Annotated in this window: 21 protein-coding genes and 1 pseudogene; 14 read left to right on the plus strand and 8 right to left on the minus strand. The window is 65.2% G+C overall.

Translation table 11 applies throughout. The features are described from left to right. Positions 1–265 precede the first annotated feature (265 nt). The 4 genes from nrdH (at position 266) to nrdF (ending at position 4,466) form a co-directional block, all read left to right on the plus strand. Positions 266–499, plus strand: a complete 234-nt coding sequence (gene nrdH / locus LK459_RS17935) for a glutaredoxin-like protein NrdH (RefSeq protein WP_007240693.1) — start codon at positions 266–268, stop codon at positions 497–499. Positions 500–537: 38 nt separating this feature from the next. Then, on the plus strand, positions 538–1,050 hold the full coding sequence (gene nrdI / locus LK459_RS17940) for a class Ib ribonucleoside-diphosphate reductase assembly flavoprotein NrdI (protein WP_007240692.1): 513 nt from the start codon (positions 538–540) through the stop codon (positions 1,048–1,050). 151 nt (positions 1,051–1,201) lie between these two features. Further along, positions 1,202–3,412 (plus strand): class 1b ribonucleoside-diphosphate reductase subunit alpha, encoded by a 2,211-nt coding sequence (gene nrdE, locus LK459_RS17945; RefSeq protein WP_227919873.1) that lies wholly within the window; start codon positions 1,202–1,204, stop codon positions 3,410–3,412. 49 nt (positions 3,413–3,461) lie between these two features. Continuing rightward, positions 3,462–4,466, plus strand: coding sequence for a class 1b ribonucleoside-diphosphate reductase subunit beta (nrdF, locus tag LK459_RS17950; RefSeq protein WP_005174658.1), 1,005 nt, complete (start codon positions 3,462–3,464; stop codon positions 4,464–4,466). Here the strand turns inward: nrdF and LK459_RS17955 are convergent, their stop codons facing one another. Both LK459_RS17955 and LK459_RS17960 read right to left on the minus strand, forming a co-directional pair. Next, a complete protein-coding gene (locus LK459_RS17955; protein WP_227919874.1) occupies positions 4,467–5,270 on the minus strand; it encodes an SWIM zinc finger family protein in 804 nt (267 codons plus the stop codon). Between the two features lie 97 nt (positions 5,271–5,367). Then, positions 5,368–8,283 carry a DEAD/DEAH box helicase gene (locus LK459_RS17960; protein WP_227919875.1) on the minus strand — a complete coding sequence of 972 codons (2,916 nt, stop codon included), beginning with the start codon at positions 8,281–8,283 and terminating at the stop codon, positions 5,368–5,370. 119 nt (positions 8,284–8,402) lie between these two features. Between LK459_RS17960 and LK459_RS17965 the strand changes: the two genes are divergently transcribed. Next, positions 8,403–9,857, plus strand: a complete 1,455-nt coding sequence (locus LK459_RS17965) for a DUF2252 domain-containing protein (RefSeq protein ID WP_227919876.1) — start codon at positions 8,403–8,405, stop codon at positions 9,855–9,857. Between the two features lie 18 nt (positions 9,858–9,875). Here LK459_RS17965 and LK459_RS17970 read toward each other — a convergent pair. Beyond that, positions 9,876–9,962 (minus strand): annotated as a pseudogene (locus LK459_RS17970) (carbonic anhydrase); the annotation flags it as partial. 93 nt (positions 9,963–10,055) lie between these two features. Continuing rightward, positions 10,056–11,087, minus strand: a complete 1,032-nt coding sequence (locus LK459_RS17975; RefSeq protein ID WP_407648633.1) for an ABC transporter substrate-binding protein — start codon at positions 11,085–11,087, stop codon at positions 10,056–10,058. A 295-nt stretch (positions 11,088–11,382) separates the two neighbouring features. Between LK459_RS17975 and ctaD the strand changes: the two genes are divergently transcribed. The 4 genes from ctaD to LK459_RS17995 are packed head-to-tail and all read left to right on the plus strand — an operon-like array spanning position 11,383 to position 15,655. Beyond that, complete coding sequence (gene ctaD / locus LK459_RS17980) at positions 11,383–13,161, plus strand: aa3-type cytochrome oxidase subunit I (protein WP_227919877.1); 1,779 nt, start codon at positions 11,383–11,385, stop codon at positions 13,159–13,161. 22 nt (positions 13,162–13,183) lie between these two features. Beyond that, a complete protein-coding gene (gene serB / locus LK459_RS17985; protein WP_007240685.1) occupies positions 13,184–14,410 on the plus strand; it encodes a phosphoserine phosphatase SerB in 1,227 nt (408 codons plus the stop codon). Beyond that, a complete protein-coding gene (locus LK459_RS17990; protein ID WP_227919878.1) occupies positions 14,407–15,204 on the plus strand; it encodes a peptidyl-tRNA hydrolase in 798 nt (265 codons plus the stop codon). The genes serB and LK459_RS17990 overlap by 4 nt, the downstream gene beginning before the upstream one ends. Continuing rightward, positions 15,197–15,655, plus strand: a complete 459-nt coding sequence (locus tag LK459_RS17995) for a cupin domain-containing protein (RefSeq protein ID WP_007240683.1) — start codon at positions 15,197–15,199, stop codon at positions 15,653–15,655. Before LK459_RS17990 ends, LK459_RS17995 begins: the two co-directional genes overlap by 8 nt. 84 nt (positions 15,656–15,739) lie before the next feature. Here the strand turns inward: LK459_RS17995 and LK459_RS18000 are convergent, their stop codons facing one another. Continuing rightward, on the minus strand, positions 15,740–16,714 hold the full coding sequence (locus LK459_RS18000) for a metal-dependent hydrolase (RefSeq protein ID WP_227919880.1): 975 nt from the start codon (positions 16,712–16,714) through the stop codon (positions 15,740–15,742). 152 nt (positions 16,715–16,866) lie between these two features. Beyond that, positions 16,867–17,865, minus strand: a complete 999-nt coding sequence (locus LK459_RS18005) for an LLM class flavin-dependent oxidoreductase (protein ID WP_227919881.1) — start codon at positions 17,863–17,865, stop codon at positions 16,867–16,869. 118 nt (positions 17,866–17,983) lie between these two features. Here LK459_RS18005 and LK459_RS18010 point away from each other — a divergent pair, with 118 nt between their 5' ends. Then, positions 17,984–18,841, plus strand: a complete 858-nt coding sequence (locus tag LK459_RS18010; RefSeq protein WP_227919882.1) for an ABC transporter ATP-binding protein — start codon at positions 17,984–17,986, stop codon at positions 18,839–18,841. A 60-nt stretch (positions 18,842–18,901) separates the two neighbouring features. Next, positions 18,902–19,729 carry an NUDIX hydrolase gene (locus LK459_RS18015; RefSeq protein ID WP_227919884.1) on the plus strand — a complete coding sequence of 276 codons (828 nt, stop codon included), beginning with the start codon at positions 18,902–18,904 and terminating at the stop codon, positions 19,727–19,729. A gap of 64 nt (positions 19,730–19,793) precedes the next feature. Here the strand turns inward: LK459_RS18015 and ligD are convergent, their stop codons facing one another. Next, complete coding sequence (gene ligD, locus LK459_RS18020) at positions 19,794–20,774, minus strand: non-homologous end-joining DNA ligase (RefSeq protein ID WP_039994538.1); 981 nt, start codon at positions 20,772–20,774, stop codon at positions 19,794–19,796. A gap of 78 nt (positions 20,775–20,852) precedes the next feature. Here ligD and LK459_RS18025 point away from each other — a divergent pair, with 78 nt between their 5' ends. From LK459_RS18025 to LK459_RS18035, 3 genes are all read left to right on the plus strand, one after another. Then, the gene (locus tag LK459_RS18025) at positions 20,853–21,641 is read left to right on the plus strand and encodes an enoyl-CoA hydratase/isomerase family protein (protein WP_227919885.1); all 789 of its coding nucleotides are present in this window, start codon (positions 20,853–20,855) and stop codon (positions 21,639–21,641) included. A gap of 90 nt (positions 21,642–21,731) precedes the next feature. Then, on the plus strand, positions 21,732–22,721 hold the full coding sequence (locus LK459_RS18030) for a class I SAM-dependent methyltransferase (RefSeq protein ID WP_227919886.1): 990 nt from the start codon (positions 21,732–21,734) through the stop codon (positions 22,719–22,721). A 217-nt stretch (positions 22,722–22,938) separates the two neighbouring features. Continuing rightward, complete coding sequence (locus LK459_RS18035) at positions 22,939–24,162, plus strand: THUMP-like domain-containing protein (RefSeq protein ID WP_227919888.1); 1,224 nt, start codon at positions 22,939–22,941, stop codon at positions 24,160–24,162. Here the strand turns inward: LK459_RS18035 and LK459_RS18040 are convergent. Further along, a complete protein-coding gene (locus LK459_RS18040) occupies positions 24,064–25,437 on the minus strand; it encodes an MFS transporter (protein WP_227919889.1) in 1,374 nt (457 codons plus the stop codon). The two genes, LK459_RS18035 and LK459_RS18040, sit on opposite strands and share 99 nt — an antisense overlap. Between the last annotated feature and the right edge of the window lie 49 nt (positions 25,438–25,486).

A 25,486-nucleotide genomic window follows, 5' to 3' on the forward strand; every position in this document is an offset into this window, starting at 1 on the left:
GCTGCCGCATTCCCCGAGGTGACACGCCGGAGTTCACGATCGCGTAGGCCTGCGACCTGCGACTTTCATCAATGTGATTACAACCTCTAGTGGTTCAACCAAATGTCAGACACAAGGTGTAGTGTTTGGAACACCAGCAAGGCCGACGACGGGGATCGCTCATAACCCTCAGAGACGGCGGTGAGGTCGGTGACTCAAATCACTATCTTCACGCTGGAGAACCATCTGAGGCAGTACGACTTCACCACGACCGAGGAGCAATCTGATGGCCATCACCGTCTACACCAAGCCGGCCTGCGTGCAGTGCAATGCCACCTACAAGGCTCTCGACAAGCAAGGGATCGAGTACGAGGTCGTCGACATCACCCAGGATGCAGACGCTCGCGATTACGTCATGGCTCTCGGTTACCTACAGGCGCCCGTCGTCGTCGCCGACGAAGAGCACTGGTCGGGCTTCCGTCTCGACCGCATCAAAGCATTGGCAACACGCGCAGCCTGAAGTCTCCGCATCACGATCCGAAGGGGAAGCCGGATCGAATGTCTCTCACAGCATCATCTCTCACGCCGCAACCGTCTCTCGAGTCACCGCTGATCGTCTACTTCTCATCGGTGTCGGAGAACACCCATCGGTTTGTCGAGAAGCTGGGAATGCGTGTCGCGCGCATCCCGGTTCTCGACGGTGGGCGGCGAGGGGGTGCGGCATTCGAGGTCGACGAGCCCTACGTTCTGATCTGTCCCACCTACGGTGGCGGCAAACCGTCGTCGACGGGAAGCAACGGGTTCGTGCCCAAGCAGGTCATCAAATTCCTGAACAACACACACAACCGTTCGCTGATCCGTGGCGTCATTGCCGCGGGGAACACGAACTTCGGCGAGGAGTACTGTCTCGCCGGCGACATCATCTCGCGTAAGTGCTCGGTTCCGTATCTCTACCGATTCGAGCTCATGGGCACTTCCGACGACGTCGACCGCGTCCGTAGCGGGCTGGCCGACTTCGCGCACAGCGACGCCTTCGTCGATCCCGAGACGGCCGTCAACGTCCGCGTCTGAGTGTCGGTAGCGCCAGCTATCGTCTTGACACATACCCGTCTCGACCACATACCCGGTATCCCTCATAGCGTCTTCCGTCCCTGCTTTTCGCTCCGCACAGCCCTCCATACGCATCCATCTCCATACGCATCCATCTCCGAGGAGTCTCTTCGTGTCGCCTACCGCATCCGTCTCGGAATCCACCGTCCCCGACACCACGACCTCCGCGAGTCTGTCGGGGGTGCACAACGGTCCGGCGGGTCACGACCCGGGTGAGCTCGACTACCACGCGCTCAACGCGATGCTGAATCTCTACGACGCCGACGGGAAGATCCAGTTCGAGAAGGACCGCGAGGCTGCGCATCAGTACTTCCTGCAGCACGTCAACCAGAACACGGTGTTCTTCCACGATCTCGACGAGAAGCTCGACTACCTGCTCGAGGAGAACTACTACGAGCCGGAGGTACTCGCGAAGTACGATCGCGAGTTCGTGAAACTGCTCTTCGGGCATGCGTACGGTAAGAAGTTCCGCTTCCCGACGTTCCTCGGCGCGTTCAAGTACTACACGAGCTACACGCTCAAGACCTTCGACGGCAAGCGCTACCTCGAACGTTTCGAGGACCGTGTGTGCATGGTCGCGCTGACGCTCGCCGACGGCGACACGTCGCTGGCGCGCGCGCTGGTGGACGAGATCATCGAGGGGCGCTTCCAGCCGGCGACACCCACCTTCCTCAACTCGGGCAAGAAGCAGCGGGGCGAGCCGGTGAGCTGTTTCCTGCTGCGTATCGAAGACAACATGGAATCCATTGGGCGCGCAATCAATTCGGCGTTACAGCTGTCCAAGCGCGGCGGCGGTGTTGCGCTTCTGCTGAGCAACATCCGCGAGCACGGCGCACCCATCAAGAAGATCGAGAACCAGAGTTCGGGCGTCATCCCGATCATGAAGTTGCTCGAGGATTCGTTCTCCTACGCCAACCAACTCGGCGCGCGCCAGGGGGCTGGCGCGGTGTACCTGCATGCACATCATCCCGACATCTACCGCTTCCTCGACACCAAGCGGGAGAACGCCGACGAGAAGATCCGCATCAAGACGCTCAGCCTCGGCGTGGTGATCCCCGACATCACCTTCCAGCTCGCCAAGAACAACGACGACATGTACCTGTTCAGCCCGTACGACGTCGAGCGCGTCTATGGCGTGCCGTTCGCCGACATCAACGTGACCGACAAGTACCACGAGATGGTCGAGGACCGTCGGATTCGCAAGACCAAGATCAAGGCGCGCGAGTTCTTCCAGACCCTGGCCGAGCTGCAGTTCGAATCGGGCTACCCCTACATCATGTTCGAGGACACGGTGAACCGGGCCAACCCGATCGACGGCAAGATCACCCACTCCAACCTGTGTTCGGAGATCCTGCAGGTGTCGACTCCGTCGACCTACAACGACGATCTGTCGTATTCACATGTGGGCAAAGACATCTCGTGCAACCTCGGGTCGCTGAACATCGCGAAGACGATGGACTCGCCGGATATCGGTCAGACCATCGAGACCGCCATCCGTGGCCTGACCGCGGTGAGCGATCAGACCGCGATCACCTCGGTGCCGTCGATCGAGAAGGGCAACAACGAATCCCACGCGATCGGTCTGGGGCAGATGAATCTGCACGGATATCTCGCGCGGGAGCGGATCTTCTACGGCAGTGACGAGGGCGTCGACTTCACGAACATCTACTTCTACACCGTGCTGTTCCATGCGCTCCGCGCCTCGAACGCGCTCGCCCGTGAGCGCGGCCATGCCTTCGCCGGTTTCGAGAACTCGAAGTACGCAAGTGGCGAGTTCTTCGACAAGTACACCGAACAGGTGTGGGAACCTGCCACCGAACGGGTGCGGGAGTTGTTCGCGGAGGCCGAGATCGACATCCCCACCCAGGACGACTGGCGTGAACTCAAAGCGGCCGTGCAGCGTGACGGCATCTACAACCAGAACCTGCAGGCGGTTCCGCCGACCGGGTCGATCAGCTACATCAACCACTCGACGAGTTCGATACATCCGGTGGCGGCCAAGATCGAGATCCGCAAGGAGGGCAAGATCGGGCGCGTCTACTATCCGGCGCCCTTCATGACCAACGACAACCTGGACTACTACCAGGACGCGTACGAGATCGGCTACAAGAAGATCATCGACACCTACGCCGCCGCGACGCAGCACGTCGACCAGGGTTTGAGTCTCACCCTGTTCTTCAAGGACACCGCCACCACACGTGACGTGAACAAGGCTCAGATCTACGCGTGGCGCAAGGGAATCAAGACGTTGTACTACATCCGACTGCGTCAGATCGCTCTCGAGGGCACCGAGGTGGAGGGCTGCGTCAGCTGCATGCTATGACCGTCCTCCACTCTCGAGACCTTGGCAGAACCTTCCCAGAGGAGACCCGATGACCTCCACCGAAAGCCACAGCCCAGCAGACGGCGCACCGATCAAGTTGGTGAGCCGTGTGTCGGCCATCAACTGGAACCGCGTGCCCGACGAGAAGGACGCGGAGGTGTGGGACCGCCTCACCGGCAACTTCTGGCTGCCGGAGAAGGTCCCGGTCTCCAACGACATCCCGTCGTGGAACACGTTGACCGCCTACGAGAAGCAGCTCACGATGCGTGTCTTCACCGGTTTGACGCTGCTCGACACCATCCAGGGCACGGTGGGTGCCGTCTCGTTGATTCCCGATGCCACGACACCTCATGAGGAGGCGGTGTTGACCAACATCGCGTTCATGGAGTCGGTGCATGCCAAGAGCTACAGCTCCATCTTCTCGACGCTGTGTTCCACCAAGGAGATCGACGAGGCGTTCCGGTGGTCGGAGGAGAACGAGCAACTCCAGCGCAAGGCGCAGATCGTCATGGATTACTACCGCGGCGACGATCCGCTCAAGCGCAAGGTCGCCTCGACCCTGCTCGAGTCGTTCCTGTTCTACTCCGGTTTCTACCTTCCGATGTACTGGTCGAGCCGGGCCAAGCTGACCAACACCGCTGATCTCATCCGGTTGATCATTCGCGACGAAGCCGTGCACGGGTACTACATCGGGTACAAGTATCAGCGCGGACTCGAGACGCAGACACCCGAGCGTCGTCAGGAGCTCAAGGACTACACCTTCGAGCTGCTGTTCGACCTCTACGACAACGAATCCGATTACACCGAGGCGCTCTACGACGAGGTGGGGCTGACCGAGGACGTCAAGAAGTTCCTGCGGTACAACGCGAACAAGGCGCTGATGAATCTCGGCTACGAGGCGATGTTCCCACGCGACGACATCGACGTGAACCCGGCGATCCTGTCGGCGCTGTCGCCAAACGCCGACGAGAACCACGACTTCTTCTCCGGGTCGGGTAGCTCGTACGTCATCGGTAAGGCGGTCAACACCGAGGACGAGGACTGGGACTTCTGATCACTCGTCGATGAGTCGGTCGTAGAGGTCGCCCAGTTCGTCGATGGCCTCGGCGATGTCGCCGGGTGCGACTCCCGAGGCCCGCAACGCGGCGCGCAGTGCGATGCCGTCGAGATCGGTGAGCGGGTTGGTCCGCGATGGTCTCGGAAGCGGTGGAAGCGCTGCTCGGTCGCCGAAGAAGTCGGCGCGATCGAGCGGTGCGGATTCGTCGTCGGCGCGATCGGACTCGGTGGCATTCGAGCCCTGCTCACCGAGCGCATCGAGCAGAGACGACAGGTCGGTTCCCATGACAGTGAACAGCGCGAGGGGTGAACGGTCGATCTCGGCGGCCACCTCGTAGGCGACGGCGAGTACGTGGATACACCTGACCGCCTCGTCGGGGCACGTGCAGTGCGAGGCGATGTCGGCCGATTCGGTGGGCCCGAGCAGCTCGCCGACGACCGGCGGTTGCTCACCGCGAGCCACCGCCATCAACTCGCCGACCCCGCCGCGATCGCGCAGCAGGGCGGCGACGGTGTCGACGTCGACGGTCCGCATCGAGAGGATCACCTCGAAGGGCTCGAGCTGGCTCCCCTCGACCGAGGCGGTCACCTCCCCGGGCCGAATCGACAGGCGGTGTACGTGGCGATCGCGAAAGTAGCTTCGCGCCTTACCGATTCGACGACTGTCCGCTGACTCGGTGACGGAGTCGCTTCGCGGCCCGCCTTCGCCCGTGATGTCGGTACGACCTTCCACGACGTCGACGAAGGCACGCGCCCAGCGGGTCACCCCGTAGCCGCGCACCGGCACCGTACCCCGTCTCATCGCCTCGAACCTCCTCGTCGCGATCGAGTGTGTGTGCTCATTCCTCGTCCGACGGTGGTGTGCCAGTGCGGGACGTGTCCGCGCAGCATCTGTCCGCTCATTCGCTGACCGCCTCGTCGCGCAGTCGGAACAGGTCGAACAACTCGTCGTCGCCGAGGTCGCCGATCCAGTTCTCGCCGGCCGACACCGTCAGCCGCGACAGTTCGCGCTTCTTGGCGATCATGTCGTCGATTCGCTCCTCGAGCGTGCCCACGCACACGAATCGGCGTACGTGCACCCGCTGATGCTGGCCGATGCGGTACGCGCGGTCGGTCGCCTGGTCCTCGACCGCGGGATTCCACCAGCGGTCGACGTGCACCACGTGCGTGGCAGCCGTCAGGTTCAGCCCGGTGCCACCGGCTTTGAGAGTTGCGACGAGTATCGGCGGACCTTCGGGCGCAGACGTGTCATCGCCCTGGAATTCGGCGACCATTCGGTCGCGCTCGGTGCGGGCAACACCTCCGTGCAGCAACGGGATCGCAGCGCCGACCTGTTCGGAGAGCCAGGCGGCGAGCATCTCGCCGAACGCCGCGAACTGTGTGAAGACGAGTGCCTTGTCGCCGTCGGCGACCAGAGTTGTCGCGATGTCGCCGAGCAATTCGAGTTTGCCGGAGCGGTGCCTGTCGCGACGCATCATCGGCGATCCATCACCGAGGTAGTGCGCTGGATGATTGCACACCTGCTTGAGGCGGGTCAGCGCGGCGAGCACGGTTCTTCTGCGCATCGCGCGCTGTTGCTTGTCGCGCAGTGCGGCCATCAGATCGTCGATGATCGCGCGGTAGAGCGCCGCCTGCTCGACAGTGAGGTTGGCGCGCACGGTGATCTCTGTCTTCTCGGGAAGATCGCCGACGATGTCCGGATCCGTCTTCTCCCGTCGGAGAATGAACGGTCGGGTCGTGCGGTTGAGCCGGCGCAGCGCGTCCGGGTCGCGGTCTCGTTCGATGGGCTCGGCGAAACGCGCTCGGAACGTCGACGCAGACCCCAACAGCCCGGGATTGACGAGGTCGATCACCGCCCTCAGATCTTCGAGTCGATTCTCCACCGGGGTACCGGTGAGTGCGAGGCGATGCCGCGCCGGAAGCGCGCGCAGTGCTTTCGCGGCCGCGGTGCGCACATTCTTGACGTGCTGGGCCTCGTCGACGACGACGCGTCGCCACGTGAGTGCGGCCAGGATCTCGCGGTCGCGCGCGGCGAGTGCGAAGGTCGTGATGACCACATCGGTGTCGGCTACCACGGCGGCGAACGAAGTGCTCCGCGCGCGGTCGGAACCGTGGTGGACGTGGACGCGCAGCCCGGGCGCGAAACGGCTCAGTTCGCGGGACCAGTTGCCCACCAACGACATCGGACAGACCACGAGCGTCGTTCCTGCCCCGCAGTCGTCGACGTCACGCTCGGCACACAGGAGCGCGATCACCTGGATGGTCTTGCCCAGGCCCATGTCGTCGGCGAGGACGCCGCCGATGCCGAGGGCGCTGAGGTGCGCGAGCCAGTCGAGACCCCGTTGTTGATAGGGACGCAATCGGGCGACGAGCCCGGTCGGTGTCGGCACAGGAACGGGCCGGAGTGCGGAGCCGTCGGCGAGGTCGTCGAGCCAGCCGAGCCCGCGTACCGAGGTGACGGGCACGGGAAGCGTGCCGGCGGTGTCGGTGACGAGGCCGAACAACTCGCCCATGTCGGCGGGTGTCCCGGAGTCGCGTAACGCGCGTTGGGTGCGGATGAACGTGGCGGCGCGGGTCAGTGCTGCTCCCTCGGCCCGCATCCACACGCCGCGTATGCGAACGAGATCGCCTTTCTGCCTTGACAGTTCGTCGAGATCGGCGTCGGTGAGGGTGATCGCATCCGGTCCATCGCCGAGTGCAAGGCGCCACTCGAACTCACGCATCTCGCGCAATCCGACCATGCGCGCTGGTGCGCCGCCGCCGGGCACCGGGGCGGCGCGCAGGCCGAGTGTCGGGCGAACGTCGGCGAGGGAGCGTGGCAGCAGGACCGGGAAACCGGCGTCGGACAAGAGGGCGGTGCCCGTGGCCAGAAGCTGTTCGACGATGTCGGTCGGCAACAGGAAGTCGAGGGTGCTGCGGTCGGGTTCCGCGTGGGACAGCTCACCGAACGCTCGAACCGCGGAGGCCAGTTCGGTGGTCACCTGGTCGAGCTCGTGCGCGTCGAGGCGATGTGGCGCAACAGGTTCGGTGTGGCCGTCTGGTGCGCGTCGACACACCTGGAGTCGCCACCGGACATCGGGGAGTGGCTCGTCGTCCCAGGCATCGAACAGGTCGTCGCGGTCGGGTAGGTCCTCCGGTTCGAAGAGGCGGAACACGAGCAGTGACTCGTCGCGGGGCGCGCTGCCTGCCCACTGACCCCACGCAGTCTGTGCAGCGGGCCCGCGCGCTGCCGCGGGTGCCGCGGCGTCGCCGACCAGTGCTGAGACGAACGGTGTCGTCGGGCGCAGCGGTCCGAGTCTGACCTCGGAGGCGCTCAGTCGGGCACGGCATTCATGATCGACGAACTCATCGGCGAGGTCGGCGAGGGCCTCGGCTCCGCCGTTGTCGACGAGCGCATCCGGCGCGCCTGCGCTGATGACGGTGAACCAACTACGCCACGATGCGGTGGGAATCGGCACCCAGCGGACCACGGTCTCGCCCGAGAGGTCGGCGACGGTGGGGGCGACCGATCCCGCTGCCACGAATCGGCGCACACCGTCGAGCATCATCCGATACCACCGCACGTCACCAGCCACGGAGAACGACCGCGAGGCATCAAGGACGGCGACGGCCGACGAGGTACCCAGGGTGATCGCTGAGACGAACTCGCGGCGTCCGCTCGGTCCGATGATCCCGATGTCACGGCGGAATCGCTTGCCCGCCAGCAACTGAGCGAGATCGTCGGGCAGTCGGGCGTCGTGCTCGAGCCACACGGCCAAGCCGATGCCCGGGCGCCAGAGCATGTGCCATCCGCCTTGCCTGCTGGTGGATGCCATGCATCGAGGTTAACGGCAGGGTCGGACACGTCGTGGCGGCGCGGTCGGCGGCCGCGTCCGGTTCCGCCGACGTGGATGCGCACCGCACGCTCGGACGCCACCCGCGCCACACTGGTTGGATGAGCACATCGGCAGACACGTCCGACACCGAGGCACAGGGCGTCGCGCACTTTCCATCGGTGCCGACTGCCGCCGGCACGCCTTCCACGCAGTCGGCCGCGTTGGCCGCCGGACCGACCCGCTACGACACCACCGAGGTGTCCCGGGGCAAGGCGGCGCGCAAAAAGGTGCCGCGCACGTCACTGGGGGACTGGGATCCGGCGACGCGTGGCCACGATGCGTTGCAGACCATTCTGGCGCAGAACGAGATCCGCGACCAGCGACTCGTTCCGATGCGGCACGGACGGATGTCGGCTTCGCCTTGGACCTACTATCGGGGAGCGGCCGCGGTGATGGCCGCCGACCTCGCGTCGCGGCCCGACACCGGCATCCACGTCCAGATGTGCGGCGACGCGCACGTTCTGAACTTCGGGATGTGGAACACGCCCGAGCGGACACTGGCCTTCGACCTGCGCGACTTCGACGAGACACTGCCCGGCCCGTTCGAATGGGATCTGCTGCGGTTCCTCACGAGCCTCGTCGTACTCGCCCGGGACAACGACGTCGACGAGAAGACGGCACTCGACGCTGTGCGCAGGGGATTCGCCGGCTATCGCTCGTCGATCGCGACGTACGCGACGTGGCCGATCCTCGACGTGTGGTCGGCGAAGGTCTCGGCCGACGACCTCGCGGGCTATCTCGCGCCCGAAGAGGGCTCGCAGTTGGACAAATACATCAGCAAGCGGGCCAAGAAGCGCAGCAACAGGGGGACGTCGAAGAAGTTCACCCACCTCGTCGACGGTCGACGCATGATCACCGAAGCACCCCCGTATCGCGTCCACTCGCTGTCGGAGTTCGACGATGTGCTCAACGACGTGCTGGTCAGCTACTACGGATCGGTCCAGGAGAACATCGCGGCCCTGCTGCGCCGCTTCGACCTCGTCGACATCGTGCAGCAGGTGGTGGGCGTCGGCAGTGTCGGTATGCGTGTCTATCTGACACTGACCGAGGAGCACCAGACCGGTGATCCGCTCTTCTTCCAGATCAAACAGGCCGCTCCGTCGGTATACGAGAAGTTCCTCGGTCCCAGCGTGTATCCCAACCACGGGCAACGCGTCGTCAACGGCCAACGATTGATCCAGAGCGCTTCGGACTCGTTTCTCGGGTGGTCGACGATTCGGGACTGGGACTTCTACGTCCGCCAGTTCCGTGACGGGAAGGTCATCCCGGACGGGAAATCCGTGGCGCCGCGTCTCGGAGCATTTGCGAGTGCATGCGGGCACGTCCTCGCGCGTGCACATGCACGCAGTGGTGACGCCAGGACGATCGACGAGTACTTCGGGAGTTCCGCCAGTTCCGAGGAATCCGTCGTGGCGTTCGCGCGGGCGTATGCGGACCAGACCGAACGCGACCACGCCCAACTCGTCGCCGCGATCGACGACGGAACCGTCGAGTCCGCTCCGGGTTGGCCGTGACGCCGCATCGGCACCGGGTCAGTCGACCTCGGTGAGACGACCGGTCGCGACGTCGAACACGAATCCCCGCAGCGAACTGGTCTTGGTGACGAAGGGGCTGTGCCTTGCCGATGCCGTACGCCGACGGGAAGCCTTGCGATCACGGTGAATCGATCAGGTGCGCGCCGCGCGACAGCAGAGGGCGGCCCGAAGTGGGCGTCAGTAGCTTCCGGAGTTGCCGTTGAGCGAACCCTTCACGTCGTTGAGGACGAGCCAGGCGGCTGCGAGCCCCGAACTGCGATACCAGACGTCGTCGTCGACGATGAGCACGCGCTTCCACGTCGGTGCGCCCATGTCCAACCATCGGTCGCTGAGCAGCACTTCCTTGCCGTGCGTGAGACCGTCGGCGCCCTCGAAAGACACGTAGATGAGATCGGCGTCGGCGTCCTTGAAATTCTTGTCGGTGAGGACCGTGGGGCCTGCGGTGCGTTGCGCGGCCGGTCGCTGCACCCCGACCATGGAGAGGATCTGCCCCGCGAAGCTGTCGGTTCCCGCCAGGACTTCGGAATCCTTGCCGAACCGGACCAGCGAGACCTGCGAGTGTGCGGCATCCATCCGGGTGCCGGTCTTCTGTGCCTCGGTCCGGAACTCGTCGATCAGACGCGGGCCCTGCGAGGTCCGCCCGAGTGCGTCGGCGACCGCGATGAATTGCTTCTCCCAGTCCGCGGGGTCGATGGTGGCGACCCTGGCCGAACCGAAGGCTTTGGCCGACGTCGAGGTGTCCGGAGTCGTGAGCACGATGTCGGGTGCCGCGGTGCCGACGGCGGAGGCGTCGGGGGAGGAGCCGATGGTGGGTACAGACGTCAGCTGCGGACCGAGATAGGCAGGGATGCTGCCCGGTGCGCTGGTCACGGCGACGACCTTGGGGCCGATGCCGAGCGCGCAGACGGCGTCGAGCAGGGCGGGATCGGTGACCACGATGCGTTTGACGTCGGTTTGAGGATCGTCGGCGGGGGTCGGTGCCAGGCATGTCTTGCTGTAATCCCGGTCGGGCGAGACCACGTTGACGTCGGCGATCCGGGTCGTCGTCGTGCTGATGGTCTTGCCGTCGGGTGTGGTCAGTGCCGTGTTGTCGTCGGAACAACCGGCCAGTGCGACGGCGAGCGTGCCCGCGACCATCAGGGCGCCGAGGCGCCCACCGACCTTGCGTGTACGGCCCGCACCGCCCGCACTCTGCTTCCCGCGTGACACGCAGATCAACCTAGCATCGCGACACCGCCGTTCCCGGAGCAGACCGTCACGGTCCTGGCCATGGGCGGTGACACCCCGAAAGCCCGCGCGCGACACGTCGAGTGGAGGCCAGGATATGGCCGGTGAACTGGCCGTATCGGGGGTGGGGCAGATTTTGTACGACAGATCGTAGGACCCAGTCGGCTCAGCCGGGTCCAAGGGGCTACGATCGGTAACCAGCGCTCGGTGTGTCATTGCCAGCGGTAGTTTTTCGTTCGTTGCCGTCCCGAGCTCACGGTCGGTTAGAGGAGGATCTGTGACCGCGGTAGACCAGCCCACAACCCATCTGGCTCCAGCGCGCCCGTACCCGGCGCGCTACCAGCCCAAGGGCTCTTTCATCTACAAGCTGATCACCACCACCGATCACAAGTTGATCGGCATGATGTACATCACCGCCTGCTTCGCGTTCTTCCTGATCGGCGGTCTCATGGCGTTGCTGATGCGCGCCGAACTCGCCCACCCGGGCATGCAGTTCCTGTCGACCGAGCAGTTCAACCAGCTCTTCACGATGCACGGCACCGTGATGCTGCTGATGTACGCGACGCCGATCGTGATCGGTTTCGCCAACTTCGTGCTCCCGCTGCAGATCGGCTCGCCCGACGTCGCGTTCCCGCGACTGAACGCATTCGGCTTCTGGCTGTTCGTGTTCGGGTCGACCGTCGCGATCGGTGGCTTCCTGACCCCCGGTGGTGCCGCCGACTTCGGTTGGACCGCCTACACCCCGCTGACCGACGCCGTTCACTCGCCGGGCGTCGGCGCCGACCTGTGGATCATGGGTCTCGGTGTCTCGGGTCTGGGCACCATCCTCGGTGCGGTCAACATGGTGACGACCGTCGTGTGTCTGCGCGCACCGGGCATGACCATGTTCCGCATGCCGATCTTCACCTGGAACATCCTGGTGACCAGCGTGCTGATCCTGCTGATCTTCCCGCTGCTGACCGCGGCGCTACTCGGACTCGAGGTGGACCGCCAGTTCGGTGCACACCTCTACGACCCCGCCAATGGTGGTGTGATCCTCTGGCAGCACCTGTTCTGGTTCTTCGGACACCCTGAGGTCTACGTGATCGCGCTGCCGTTCTTCGGCATCGTCTCCGAGGTGTTCCCGGTCTTCAGTCGCAAGCCGATCTTCGGCTATTCCGGACTCGTGTACGCGACGTTGGCGATCGCGGCGCTGTCGGTGGCCGTCTGGGCGCACCACATGTACGTGACCGGTGCGGTGCTCCTGCCGTTCTTCTCCTTCATGACGTTCCTCATCGCGGTGCCGACAGGTGTGAAGTTCTTCAACTGGATAGGCACGATGTGGAAGGGAAACATCACGTTCGAGACGCCGATGCTGTTCTCCGTCGGCTTCATCGTGACGTTCCTCTTCGGTGGCCTCACCGGTGTGCTGCTTGCCAGCCCGCCCCTGGATTTCCACCTCTCCGACAGCTACTTCGTCGTCGCGCACTTCCACTACGTGCTCTTCGGCACCATCGTGTTCGCCACCTACGCGGGCATCTACTTCTGGTTTCCGAAGATGACCGGGCGCATGCTCGACGAGCGACTGGGCAAGTGGCACTTCTGGCTGACCTTCATCGGTTTCCACACCACCTTCCTGGTGCAGCACTGGCTGGGTAACGAGGGCATGCCGCGTCGCTACGCCGACTACCTCCCGTCCGACGGGTTCACCCGCCTGAACGAGATCTCGACCGTCGGCGCGTTCATCCTCGGACTCTCGACGCTGCCGTTCCTGTGGAACGTCTTCAAGAGCTACCGCTACGGCGAGGTCGTGACCGTCGACGACCCGTGGGGCTTCGGCAACTCGCTCGAGTGGGCGACCAGCTGCCCGCCGCCGCGTCACAACTTCACCGAGCTGCCCCGCATCCGGTCGGAGCGTCCGGCGTTCGAGCTGCACTATCCGCACATGGTCGAACGCATGCGTGCGGAAGCGCACGTCGGCGGTGGCCACGGCCACGAGAGCAGGGTGGCCGAGGATATCCGACGCGATCCGCTGACCACCGGCAGCCACGAGGCATCCGGGGACCGCGACCGCTGATCGTCGTTCCCACATCGTCTCGATGGTGCAACCCACACCGGTACTGATCACGGTCACCGGTCCGGACAAGCCTGGCGTCACGTCCGTCCTGATGGGCGCACTCGCGGCGCAGCAGGTGAGCCTGCTCGACGTCGAGCAGGTGGTGATCAACGATCGCCTCACGCTCGGTGTCATGGTCTCGGTCGACACCGATCCCGAAGAGGTACAGGACGTCGTCGAACAGGCGATGGGGTCGATCGGCATGGACGTGATCGTCGAGGTCGGCGGTACGCCTGCCGGCCACCGACCGTCGACCCACGCCGTGGTTCTCCTCGGAAGTCCGGTCACGGCCAGGGCCTTCCGGGCGGTAGCGGCAGAACTCGCCGGCCAGGGCGGCAACATCGATTCCATCCGTGGAGTTGCTGATTACCCCGTGACCGGGCTCGAGCTGATGGTCAGTGTGGAAGGACGCCGCAACAGCGTCGCCGCCGACGCCGACCTCCGCAAAGGACTCGCAGGCATCGCTGCCCGGTACGGCGTCGACATCGCCGTCGAGCGTGGCGGTCTGGCGCGGCGCGCCAAGCGGCTCGTCGTCTTCGACGTCGACTCCACACTCATTCAGGGTGAGGTCATCGAGATGCTCGCGGCGCATGCTGGTCGTGAGGCAGAGGTTGCGGCTGTCACCGAGGCAGCGATGCGCGGTGAACTCGACTTCGCTGAGTCTCTTCGTGAACGTGTGGCGGCGCTCGAGGGCTTGGATGCACGTGTGCTCGACGAGGTGGCTGCGTCACTGCAATTGACTCCCGGCGCCCGGACCACCATTCGGACCCTGCACCGCCTCGGTTATCGCTGCGGAGTGGTGTCCGGCGGGTTCCGCCAGGTGATCGACGGGCTCGCACACGACCTCGAACTCGACTTCGTCCGCGCCAACACCCTCGAGATCGTCGACGGGAAGCTCACCGGCCGCGTTATCGGTGAGATCATCGACCGACCGGGCAAAGCACGCGCGTTGCGTGCGTTCGCCGATCAGGTCGGCGTTCCCATGGAGCAGACGGTTGCCGTGGGCGATGGGGCCAACGACATCGACATGCTGTCGGTTGCCGGACTGGGGATCGCGTTCAATGCGAAACCGGCATTACGCGAGGTCGCCGACGCTGCGCTCAATCACCCGTTCCTCGACGCCGTGCTGTTCATCCTCGGCGTGACGCGCGATGAGATCGAGGCAGCAGACGCCGCCGACGGCGTCATGCGCCGTGTTCCGCTGCCATGACAGCAGCAGGACCCGATGGCCCGGACGGTGATCCGTTTCGGGACGCGTACAGGCGAATCGTCGACTACGTGGGTGGCGCCGACGACCCCGACGACCCTGCCGACGTCCTGGCCATGCAGATGGTGTTGCGGATCGAGAAGACCGATCCGCCCGACCGGAGAGAATTGCTCACGGCGGCGGCACGAGCCGTTGCACTGTTGTGCCTCGACGACCGATCCGGCGGCGACGGCCCGTGGGCAGCACCGATGTCGGCATGGTGTGACGCACGAATCCGCAAGATCGCACGACGCGCGCGCGGCACACAGTGGGCTGCGGCACAGGAGGTGTGGGGAATCACGGCGTCCGACGGCGACGCGCAGGCTCGCGCGTTCGTGCCGGGACGGGTAGGGGACAATGACCGTCGAATCGCGCGTTTGCAGATCGGCGGAACGGACGTCGCGGGAACGCTCCCGTCTACGCCCGATGGTGACGGCGTGTGCCTGTGGGTCAATCCCGAACTCGAGATGACCGTCGGCAAGCTCGCGGCGCAGGTCGGTCACGGGTCGATGCTCGCCGTCACTCTTCTCGACGAAGCATCGGCGCGTGCGTGGCGCGATGCCGGATGTCCGCTTCAGATCTGTCTCGCCTCGGCAGCTCGCTGGCACGATCTGCTGACCGCCGATGCCGACGGCCGGGCCGTCGCCGTCCGCGACGCAGGCTTCACCGAGATCGCTCCCGGGTCGGTCACCGTGATCGCCGAGGTCATCACTGGCGCCGACGACGCGCTCGGTGACAGGGAAGTGGCCGATGAGTGAGTCCCGACTGCCGGAGTGGGCGCTCGGACTCGATCTCCGACCGCATCCGGAGGGCGGCTGGTTCCGCGAGACCTGGCGCAGTGCGGTCGACATTCCGTCCACAGTGCTGCCTGACGGCTACATCGGTGAGCGCGCCGCCGCCACAGCGATCTACTTCCTGCTGCTGCCGGGTGAGGAATCTGCCTGGCACACCGTGCGAGGTGCCGAGATCTGGCTGTTCCATCGGGGTGCGGCGGTCGAGTTGGATCTCGGTGGTGACGCCGACGAGCCCCGCGACGTCGAGACCGTCGTCGTAGGGCCGGATGTCGAGTCCGGTCATCGGCCGCAGGCGCTGGTGCCTCCGGGTCACTGGCAGCGGGCGCGCGCTGTCGGAGACTCCGCCGCGCTGGTCAGTTGCATCGTCGCTCCAGGATTCGACTTCGCCGACTTCGCGCTGCACGAACCGCGGTAATCCACCAGAAGCAGCGAGCAGCCGCGTGTGTCGGCGACGATGGTCACCTTGTCGGTGCCGATCGAACGGCAACCGCGGCGCGAGTCAGGCTGTGGCTTCCACCGCCCGCCCGTCCCCATGACCGTCGGGCACCCGCTTCGCGATCTCACCCACGCCGATCGAATACCAGCGTGCTGCCGCACGCGGATCCTCGTCGTAGCGCCGGAACCAGCGGGCTGCGAAGGCGGGGAGCCGTTCGTAGAACGGGTCGTGCCCTGGCCCCTGTGAGCGCACGAGTCCCACGAACATCTCCACCAGGTCGCGCGCGGGTACGCCCGCATAGGTTGCGTCGTATTCGGGGTGCGCCCGCGTGAATCGGCGGACGTCGGCGATCGACCGGAGAGTCACTCCGGCGGGGATGAGTTCGGCGAACTCGCCACCTTCGCCGACGGGCACATGCGCGCGGAAACCCTCGCCGACGATCGTGAGCATCTCGTTCATGTGTTTCACCACGCCCGCGATGGTCTTGACCCGGTAGAGGTAGCTGTCGTGCACGGCGTCGTAGACCTTCAGCGCCGAACTGCGATGCTCCATCTCCTCGACGAAGTGCCAGATGAACAACGAGGAGACACGCTCGTCGCCGGGTTCGAACAGCTTGTCGTCGTGGTCGAGGAAGACCCGGAAATACGGTGTGAATGTCGCTTCGACGACCGCCGCGTATGCCAGCCGCCACGCAAGTGGTTTCGTCTCGAGCAGGCGGTCGTAGGAGGCGACGACCTCGTCCATCGTGTCCTTGAGACCCGGCCAACGACGGATCAGCGCGCGCAGATGGGCCAGATGCGCGGCAGTGTGTTGGCCCTCCTGCTTGATGTAGTCGGTCGCCTCGTCGACCATCTCGGGGTCGCGCATCAGGGGCAGTGCCTCACGTGTCGACTGCACGATCAGTTTCTCGAAACCGGGCGCGAAGAACGAGACGACGTTGCATTGCATGGCGAATGCCGGACGTTGCGGGTGCCAGTTGAACGGTATGTCGTCGCCCGCGAGATCGAACCGGACCCTGCGGACCTTCAGGTCGGACATCGACAACTCCTCATCGCGACTCGTGTTCCCACGATGCGACGGTATGGCCGTCACATCACTCGACGAGGTTGATCATACATCGATGCCGGTGGCGTATGACCTGATTGCCGACGGAGTGCTTTCGCGGCTGGCCGGGTGTCGGTCAGAGCAGGTCACGCAGACGGTGTCGACGGACTCAGCGCCGGCGCCAGGTGACCGAGCGTGCTCAGCCATACGTCTCGGTCGGGCGCGATGGACGCAACGATCAACTCGTCGGCGTCAGCGTGTCCGGCGAACCAGTCGAGGTAGTCACGGACCTCGGTGGGCGTGCCCACGCCCGCGTAGGTCAGCATCGAATCGATCTGCCTGCCCTGCGGCATGTCGAGGATGGCGTCGGCCTCCTCGTCGGTGAACTGCCGCCCGCCACGACCGAGGAGAGCGGTGACCCGCTGCCGTTTGGCCTGACGCAGCTGGGCCGCGGCGACGTCCGGATCGTCGTCGGCGATCACACAGACGCCCGCGATCACATACGGTTCGGCGAGGACGTCGGATGGCTGGAATTGTTCGCGGTAGAGCGCGACGGCCTCGGTGAGCGCCTGCGGTGCGAAGTGCGAGGCGAACGCGTAGGGGAGACCGAGGGCTGCGGCCAGTTGTGCTCCGAAGAGCGACGAGCCGAGGATGTAGAGCGGCACGTCGGTTCCGGAGCCGGGTGTTGCGCCGACCCCTGGGATTCGCGACTCACCACGCAGATATCCCTGTAATTCGAGCACGTCCGACGGGAACCGGTCGGCCGATGCGATGTCGCGGCGCAGCGCGGTGAAGGTCTGCTGATCGGTGCCAGGGGCGCGGCCGAGGCCGAGATCGATACGGCCGGGGTGCAATTCGGCGAGAGTGCCGTACTGCTCGGCGATCGTCAGCGGCGCGTGGTTGGGCAACATGACGCCGCCTGCTCCAAGACGGATGGTCGAGGTGTGCGCGGCGACGTGGGCGATGAGTACTGCGGGCGCCGACGAGGCGATCGAACGCATGTTGTGATGCTCGGCGTACCAGATCCTCCGGTAGCCCCACTGTTCGGCCTTGGTGGCCATTTCTGTTGAGGCAGCCAGGGATTGGGCGACGGTCTCGTCGCGGCCGACCTGGGCGAGGTCGAGAATGGAAAGATCAACGGACATACCTAGGGCAAGGACCGCGGCGTCGAAGGTATTCCCTCCGCCGGCCCATTTCGGTGAGGGCGAACACGTCGGGGAGAAGTCTGTGTCGGGCATCTGCGAGCCCGTGGAGTAGGGCACGATGGGACGGGTGAACGACACAGCAACCTCGGACCCGGATCTGCTCGTCGATTTTCGCGACGTGACCCTCGTGCGCGGCGGCAAGACCCTCGTCGGGCCGATCACCTGGCAGGTCGAGCTCGACGAGCGGTGGGTCATCATCGGACCAAACGGGGCGGGCAAGACCTCGTTGCTGCGCATGGCTGCCGCCGAATTGCACCCCACCTCCGGCACCGCCTATCTGCTGAACGAACCACTCGGCCGCGTGGAGGTTCGAGAGCTGTCGACTCGGATCGGTGTGAGCAGTCCCGGGCTGGCCGATCGGGTGCCCGCCGACGAGATCGTCAGCGACGTGGTGATCTCCGCGGGGTACTCGGTATTGGGTCGCTGGCGCGAGGACTACGACGACGTCGACCGAGCGCAGGCCGTCGAATCGTTGGAGTCGATGGGCGCCGAGCACCTCGCCGATCGTCGCTTCGGCACGCTCTCGGAGGGCGAACGCAAACGTGTGCTGATCGCCAGGGCGCTCATGACCGATCCGGAACTGCTGTTGCTCGACGAACCCGCTGCCGGCCTCGACCTGGGAGGGCGCGAGGAACTCGTCGATCGGCTGTCGACGCTCGCGCAGGATCCCGACGCGCCGGCGACGGTGCTGATCACCCACCACGTCGAGGAGATCCCGCCGGGTTTCACCCACGTCATGCTGCTGTCCGAAGGTGGTGTCGTCGCGCAGGGTTTGCTCGAGGACGTCCTGACGAGCAAGAACCTCTCCGACACGTTCCGTCAGCAGATCACGCTGACCAAGGACGGCTCCCGCTTCTTCGCCCGTCGGTCGCGGCGTCCGGGATCCCATCGTCGGAGTGCCGGTCAGCAGCGATAGGGTCGATTCTGGTGATGCGCACCACAGGTGTGCATCGAGTACCCAGACGAGGAGACCGAGATGCCCGACACCACCGCGCCACAGTCCACGGAATCCGTCGCACCGCTGCGCGACGCCGCCACCGTGGTGTTGGTACGGGACGGTGACGATTCCATCGAGGTCTTTCTCCAACGCCGCGTCAAGCAGATGGCTTTTGCGGGCGGCATGACAGTGTTCCCTGGCGGTGGCGTCGACGCGCGCGACGCCGACGCCGACCTCGCGTGGACCGGTCCCGAGGCCGCGTGGTGGGCCGAGCAGTTCGGCACCACGGGAGAACTGGCTCAGGCGCTCGTCTGTGCCGCTGTGCGCGAGACATTCGAGGAGTGCGGTGTGCTGCTCGCGTCACGTCCCGACGGCTCCTTCGCCGATCCGACGACGCTGCGCGGAGAGCGGGAGAAGCTGGTCGACAAGACGATCTCGTTCGCCGAATTCCTCCGCGGACACGACCTCACCCTGCGCACCGACCTGCTCCGTCCACTGGCTCACTGGATCACCCCCAAGAACGAGAAGCGTCGATACGACACGCGATTCTTCCTGGCCGCCATGCCCGACGGGCAGATCGCCGACGACGCGACCTCCGAGGCCGACGTCGCCCGCTGGGTGGGTGCCGCTGACGCCATCGACGCATGGGCCGCGGGCAGACACTTCCTGCTGCCACCCACATGGTCGCAGCTCACCGAGGTCGCGCGATTCGACTCCGTCTCAGCATTGCTCGCGACCGAACGCACGATCGAACCGATCGAGCCGAGCGTGAGTGCCGGTCACGGCATACGGGGCTTGAGTTTCGCGGGGTCGGACGACTACTTCGCGAGCATGTCCGACCAGGGTGTTCCTGACATCAAGCTCTGACAGACGTCGAGACTGAAACCTTCGTCGTCGATCGAGCGTCCGTGTCGGACAACGGACTGCCCGGTCAACCGTCGAGGTCGACGGTCTTGTCGGTCTCGTTGTGTTCGTCGCGTTCGGCCCACTCGAGCAACGTGTCGATGCGGTAGGCGACGTCGTCGATCTCCGCGTGTAGGTCGCCGGTCTCGGCGAACCGGGCGGGCATGGTGGCGATGGTGAAGTCGTCAGGTGCCACGTCGTCGACTTCCGACCACATGATCGGCGCCGACACGGTCGCGCGCGGGTTGCCGCGCACCGAGTACGCGGACGCCATCGTGTGGTCGCGGGTGTTCTGGTTGTAATCGACGAACAGCGCCGCGGGGTCTCGATCCTTGCGCCACCACGCGGTGGTGACCTCGTCGGGTGCTCGTCGCTCCACCTCCCGGGCGAACGCCAACGCGGCTCGACGAAGCTGCGCGAAACTCCACTCCGGCTCGATGCGCACGTAGATGTGCATGCCGTGTCCTCCCGAGGTCTTCGGGAAGCCGCGCACACCGAGCTCGTCGAGCACCTCGTGGGCGATGTGCGCCACCCGCTGAACTCTGTCGAAAGTGCACTCCGGCATGGGATCGAGGTCGATGCGCCATTCGTCGGGCAGTTCGGGGTCCGAACACCGCGAGTTCCATGGGTGGAACTCCACCGTCGACATCTGCACAGCCCAGATGACGCTGGCGAGTTCCGTGACGCACAACTCGTCGGCGGTGCGGCCGAACCGCGGAAAGTAGATCTCGGTGGTCTCCAACCAGTCCGGGGCGCCGGCGGGCACCCTTTTCTGGTGGACCTTCTTGCCGTCGACACCCTTGGGAAATCGATGGAGCATGCACGGTCGCCGACGCAGCGCGCGCACGATGCCGTCGCCGACGGACATGTAGTACTCCGCGAGATCAAGTTTGGTCTCGCCGCGGTCCGAGAAGTAGACGCGGTCAGGACTCGACAGGCGGATGATGCGGTCGCCTACGGCGAGCTCAACCGGCTCTCCGGTTGCGGACGTGGACGCGGACGGGACCATGAGCCAACTGTAGGTGGGCACAGGTGACAGTGGTGGCCCAGATCACGAGCCCGGCGTCGTGAACGGTAGCCTTCGACCATGCCTGAGTTCGTGACACTCGAAACCTCCGACGACCATCCCGGAGTGGGAACCATCCTGCTCAACCGCCCCCCGATGAATGCGTTGAACCGCCAGGTCCAGACAGAATTGGAGGCCGCAGCACGAGAGGCGACCGATCGCTCCGACATCAAGGCGGTCGTCGTCTACGGCGGCCCCAAGGTGCTGGCCGCAGGTGCAGACATCAAAGAGATGACCGACATGACGTTCGCGGAGATGTCGAAGGTCGCCGGCCGTCTGCAGCGCGCGCTTGGTTCGATCTCCGAGATCCCCAAGCCGACGGTCGCGGCGATCACCGGGTATGCGCTCGGCGGCGGACTCGAGGTGGCGCTCGGTGCCGATCGTCGCATCGCGGGCGACAACGCGAAACTCGGTGTCCCGGAAGCGCTTCTCGGTGTGATCCCCGGAGGCGGCGGCACGCAGCGCCTTGCGCGTCTCGTCGGCCCGGCGAAAGCCAAGGACATGATCTTCACGGGACGGTTCGTCGGCGCAGCAGAAGCCCTGGCGATCGGACTCGTCGACGAGGTCGTGGCACCCGATGAGGTCTACAACGCCGCGGTAGCGTGGGCCGGGCAGTTCCGTAACGCGGCGAGCCTGGCGCTTGCGGCGGCCAAGAAGTCCGTCGACCAGGGCCTCGGCGTCGACCTCGAGACCGGACTCAGGATCGAGGAACAGCAGTTCGCCGCACTGTTCGCCACGGACGACCGCACGATCGGAATGGACTCGTTCGTCGCGAACGGCCCCGGCAAGGCGCAGTTCACCGGCAAGTGATGCGCGCGGGTAGGGTTCAACGGCAACGTGCCCTACCGGCGAGTAGGTATCGCCGTCGCGGACACAGCACAGGGCGAGAGTAGGAGACCCATGACGACCACCGAAAACGAGTCGGCAGCCGATCACGTCGATCCGGCTCCCAATCCGCATGCCACCGAGGAGCAGGTGAAGGCCGCCCTGGAGGACACCAAGCTCGCGCAGGTGCTCTACCACGACTGGGAGGCCGAGACCTACGACGAGAAGTGGTCGATCAGCTTCGACGAGCGGTGCATCGACTATGCGCGCGGCCGATTCGACGCCGTGGCAGCCGACCAACCGCTGCCGTACGAACGTGCGATGGAACTCGGGTGCGGAACCGGCTTCTTCCTGCTGAATCTGATGCAGTCGGGTGTTGCGACAAAGGGCTCGGTGACCGACCTCTCGCCCGGCATGGTGAAGGTCGCGTTGCGCAACGCCGAGAACCTGGGCCTCGAAGTCGACGGCCGTGTCGCAGACGCGGAACGTATTCCGTACGACGACAACACCTTCGACCTTGTGGTCGGGCACGCTGTGCTGCACCACATTCCCGACGTCGAGCAGGCGTTGAGTGAGGTGCTGCGCGTCCTCAAGCCGGGCGGCCGTTTCGTGTTCGCGGGTGAGCCGTCGACGATCGGCGACTTTTACGCACGCTGGATGAGTCGGGCCACCTGGTGGGCGACAACCAACGTCACCAAATTGGGGCCGCTGAAGTCGTGGCGTCGACCGCAGGAGGAACTCGACGAGTCGTCACGCGCGGCGGCGCTCGAAGCCGTCGTCGACATCCACACGTTCGATCCGGACGAGCTGGCGGACATAGCACGCTCCGCGGGAGCGGCGCAGGTCGAGACGGCGACCGAAGAATTGGCCGCGGCGATGCTCGGCTGGCCTGTCCGCACGTTCGAGGCCGCTGTCCCCTCGGAGAAGCTCGGCTGGGGCTGGGCTGGTTTCGCGTTCGGAGGCTGGAAGCGGATGACCTGGCTCGACGAGAACGTGCTGCGTAAGGTCGTACCGCCCAAGTTCTTCTACAACGTCGTCGTGACGGGAACCAAACCCGCCAACTGAGTGACCGATCGCCTTACAGACATCGCGCCGCGGAGGACTCCTCCGCGGCGCGATGTGTATCGGCTGCTCAGTCGGCCGGTGTCATACGCCCGTACTCCTTAGGCCGACCTCATGGTTTCCGGTGTTGAGTCCTCCATCCGGTCAACCTGCGCGATGTCGCGAGCCCGGGGTGTGCCAAGGTGTCTGTGGAACCCGCACCTGCCAGGGGAGATGCCAATTGGGTTATCGGTTCACGCTCGACGACGTCGCGTTTCTCCGTGGTCGTTATGGCGAGAAGGCGCTCGATGTGGTGTCGGGCATGCCCTTGACGTCTGCATCGATGATCGCCAACGTCGAACACGCACGCGGGCGCTACGCCCCACACGACGCTGCGCTCATCGAGACGACGCGGTGCCGGCGTCGGGCAACCGCCAAACTCCGCGATGCCGACCGCTGGCTGCTGACCGACGATGCGCTTCAACAGGCGACGCCGAGTGTGGTTGCCGCGCACCGCGCTTTCGAGATCGCCGACAGATTTCCAGGTGCGGTTGTCCACGATGTCACGTGCTCCATCGGCGGCGAGATGGTGGAACTGACCGCGACGGCCGGAATCGGTGGCGTCATCGGCAGTGACCTCGATCGGGTGAGAGTGGGCATGGCGCAATACAATTGTCGCGAGATCGGCGGTGACGTACCCTCGGCGCTGCTGCTCGCCGATGCCCTGACGCCGACCTCGACCGCTGATGTCGTGCTCGCCGATCCCGCCCGCCGCTCAGGCGGTGGGCGGGTGTTCCGGCTCGACCAGCTCGCGCCGCCGCTGCCGGACGTGTTGATGACCTATGCCGATCGTGTCGTGATCGTCAAATGTGCCCCGGGCCTTGACTATCGGGCGCTGCGCAACCGATTCGGCTTCAGTGGTGAAGTGCAGGTCACCTCGCTCGACGGTGGAGTTCGTGAAGCGTGTCTGTGGAGCGGACCGGGAATCGGTGAGCGCACACGTGCGACAGTTCTGCGCACCGGGACCGACGGCGCCGTCAGTGGCTTCGAGATCAGCGACGACGAACCCGACGATGTCGAGCACAGCGGTCCCGTCGGCAGGTGGATCATCGACCCCGACGGCGCCGTGGTACGTGCGGGGCTTGTTCGCCAGTACGCGGCACGGCACGGACTGCATCAGCTCGATCCACAGATCGCTTACCTCACAGGCGACCACGTACCTCCGGGAGAGCGCGGATTCGAGGTGCTCGAGGAGGTGTCGACGTCGGAGAAGGCGCTACGCAAGGCTGTCGCCGCGTACGGGTGCGGAACATTGGAGATCCTTGTCCGTGGACTCGACGTCGATCCCGATGCTCTGCGGAAGCGGCTACGTCTCAAGGGGTCTCGGTCCCTGAGCCTGGTGCTCACCCGCATCGGCCGCAAGGGCGTCGGGTTCCTGTGCGAGGCCGGTGTCAGGGCGGTCTAGCCTGATCGCACCGCAGCAGATGGCGGCCACAACGCAGAGTGCCGCCGCGATGTGGAAGGCGTTGTCGTAGCTGCCCTGCGCGTCGCGGATGTAGCCTGCGCCGAATGCGGCGATCGCGGCGCCTATCTGGTGGGAGGCGAACACCCAGCCGAAGACGACCGGGGTGTTGGCGCCGAAGTAGTGTCGGCAGATCGCAATGGTCGGCGGCACGGTGGCCACCCAGTCGAGTCCGTAGAAGATGATGAACACCCAGGTGCTCGGTTCGGCGTGGGGTGAGAGCAGTAGCGGCAGGAGTAGGAGCGACACTCCGCGACCCAGGTAGTAGATCACCAGCAGCACGCGTGGGTCGACGCGGTCGGTGAGCCAACCGGAGAACACGGTCCCGGCGACGTCGAAGATCCCGATGGTGGCCAGCAGCGACGCGGCGACGGTCGTCGGCATCCCGTGGTCGTGTGCCGCTGGAATGAAGTGGGTGCCGATCAGCCCGTTCGTCGTCATACCGCAGATTGCGAAACTCGTTGCCAGAAGCCAGAATGCGCGTGTACGCGCTCCCTGGAGCAGCCCTGCGGCTGCTGCGCCGAAGCTGCCATTGGGTAGTGTGTCGATCGCGTCGTGCGACGTTGCCCCGTAGGCCGTGCTCGCCACATCGGACGGTCTGTCCCTGATGAACAGCAGCACGACCGGGATCACGGCTACTGCGGCGACCGTGACCACGATCGAGGCCCACCGCCACCCGTAGACATCGGTGATGTGTGCGACGACCGGCAGGAAGATCAGTTGTCCGGTGGCGCTCGCGGCCGTGAGCACACCGGTGACGACGCCGCGTCTGGCCACGAACCAGCGAGTGGACACCGTCGCGACGAATCCCATGGAGATCGACCCGGTACCCAACCCGACGAGCACGCCCCAGAGAAGCAACAACTGCCAGCTCGACGTCATGAAGACTCCGAGACCTGTTCCCGCAGCGATCAATCCAAGTGCGACGGTCAGAATCGGACGTACGCCGAACCGGTCCATGAGCGCTGCGGCGAATGGTGCGGTGACTCCGAACAACACCATGTTGATCGACATCGCTGCGCCGATCGTCGCATGGGACCAGCCGAACTCCATGTGGAGGGGATCCATCATCACGCTCGGCACGGCCCGGAATCCGGCGGCGCCGAGAATCGCGATGAAGCTCGCGCCCGCGACCAGCCACGCCCAATGCGGCCGACGGCCGCCCAAACGTTGACGCAGGGGTGTTCTCAGGGGGTCGCGCTCTGGTGTCACGGTCACATATCAAGAATCGGGCCCAGCTGTCCCGAGTGCCAGTGGCATAATCGCC

The sequence above is a fragment of the Gordonia otitidis genome (assembly GCF_020735545.1).
In the GTDB taxonomy this organism is placed as follows: domain Bacteria; phylum Actinomycetota; class Actinomycetes; order Mycobacteriales; family Mycobacteriaceae; genus Gordonia; species Gordonia otitidis.

Coding starts and splice junctions, on each gene's coding strand:
- nrdH (WP_007240693.1), top strand. CDS start 266: ATGGCCATCACCGTCTACACCAAGCCGGCCTGCGTGCAGTGCAATGCC.
- nrdI (WP_007240692.1), top strand. CDS start 538: ATGTCTCTCACAGCATCATCTCTCACGCCGCAACCGTCTCTCGAGTCA.
- nrdF (WP_005174658.1), top strand. CDS start 3,462: ATGACCTCCACCGAAAGCCACAGCCCAGCAGACGGCGCACCGATCAAG.
- LK459_RS17955 (WP_227919874.1), bottom strand. CDS start 5,270: ATGAGACGGGGTACGGTGCCGGTGCGCGGCTACGGGGTGACCCGCTGG.
- LK459_RS17960 (WP_227919875.1), bottom strand. CDS start 8,283: ATGGCATCCACCAGCAGGCAAGGCGGATGGCACATGCTCTGGCGCCCG.
- LK459_RS17965 (WP_227919876.1), top strand. CDS start 8,403: ATGAGCACATCGGCAGACACGTCCGACACCGAGGCACAGGGCGTCGCG.
- serB (WP_007240685.1), top strand. CDS start 13,184: ATGGTGCAACCCACACCGGTACTGATCACGGTCACCGGTCCGGACAAG.
- LK459_RS17990 (WP_227919878.1), top strand. CDS start 14,407: ATGACAGCAGCAGGACCCGATGGCCCGGACGGTGATCCGTTTCGGGAC.
- LK459_RS17995 (WP_007240683.1), top strand. CDS start 15,197: ATGAGTGAGTCCCGACTGCCGGAGTGGGCGCTCGGACTCGATCTCCGA.
- LK459_RS18000 (WP_227919880.1), bottom strand. CDS start 16,714: ATGTCCGACCTGAAGGTCCGCAGGGTCCGGTTCGATCTCGCGGGCGAC.
- LK459_RS18005 (WP_227919881.1), bottom strand. CDS start 17,865: ATGTCCGTTGATCTTTCCATTCTCGACCTCGCCCAGGTCGGCCGCGAC.
- LK459_RS18010 (WP_227919882.1), top strand. CDS start 17,984: ATGGGACGGGTGAACGACACAGCAACCTCGGACCCGGATCTGCTCGTC.
- LK459_RS18015 (WP_227919884.1), top strand. CDS start 18,902: ATGCCCGACACCACCGCGCCACAGTCCACGGAATCCGTCGCACCGCTG.
- ligD (WP_039994538.1), bottom strand. CDS start 20,774: ATGGTCCCGTCCGCGTCCACGTCCGCAACCGGAGAGCCGGTTGAGCTC.
- LK459_RS18025 (WP_227919885.1), top strand. CDS start 20,853: ATGCCTGAGTTCGTGACACTCGAAACCTCCGACGACCATCCCGGAGTG.
- LK459_RS18030 (WP_227919886.1), top strand. CDS start 21,732: ATGACGACCACCGAAAACGAGTCGGCAGCCGATCACGTCGATCCGGCT.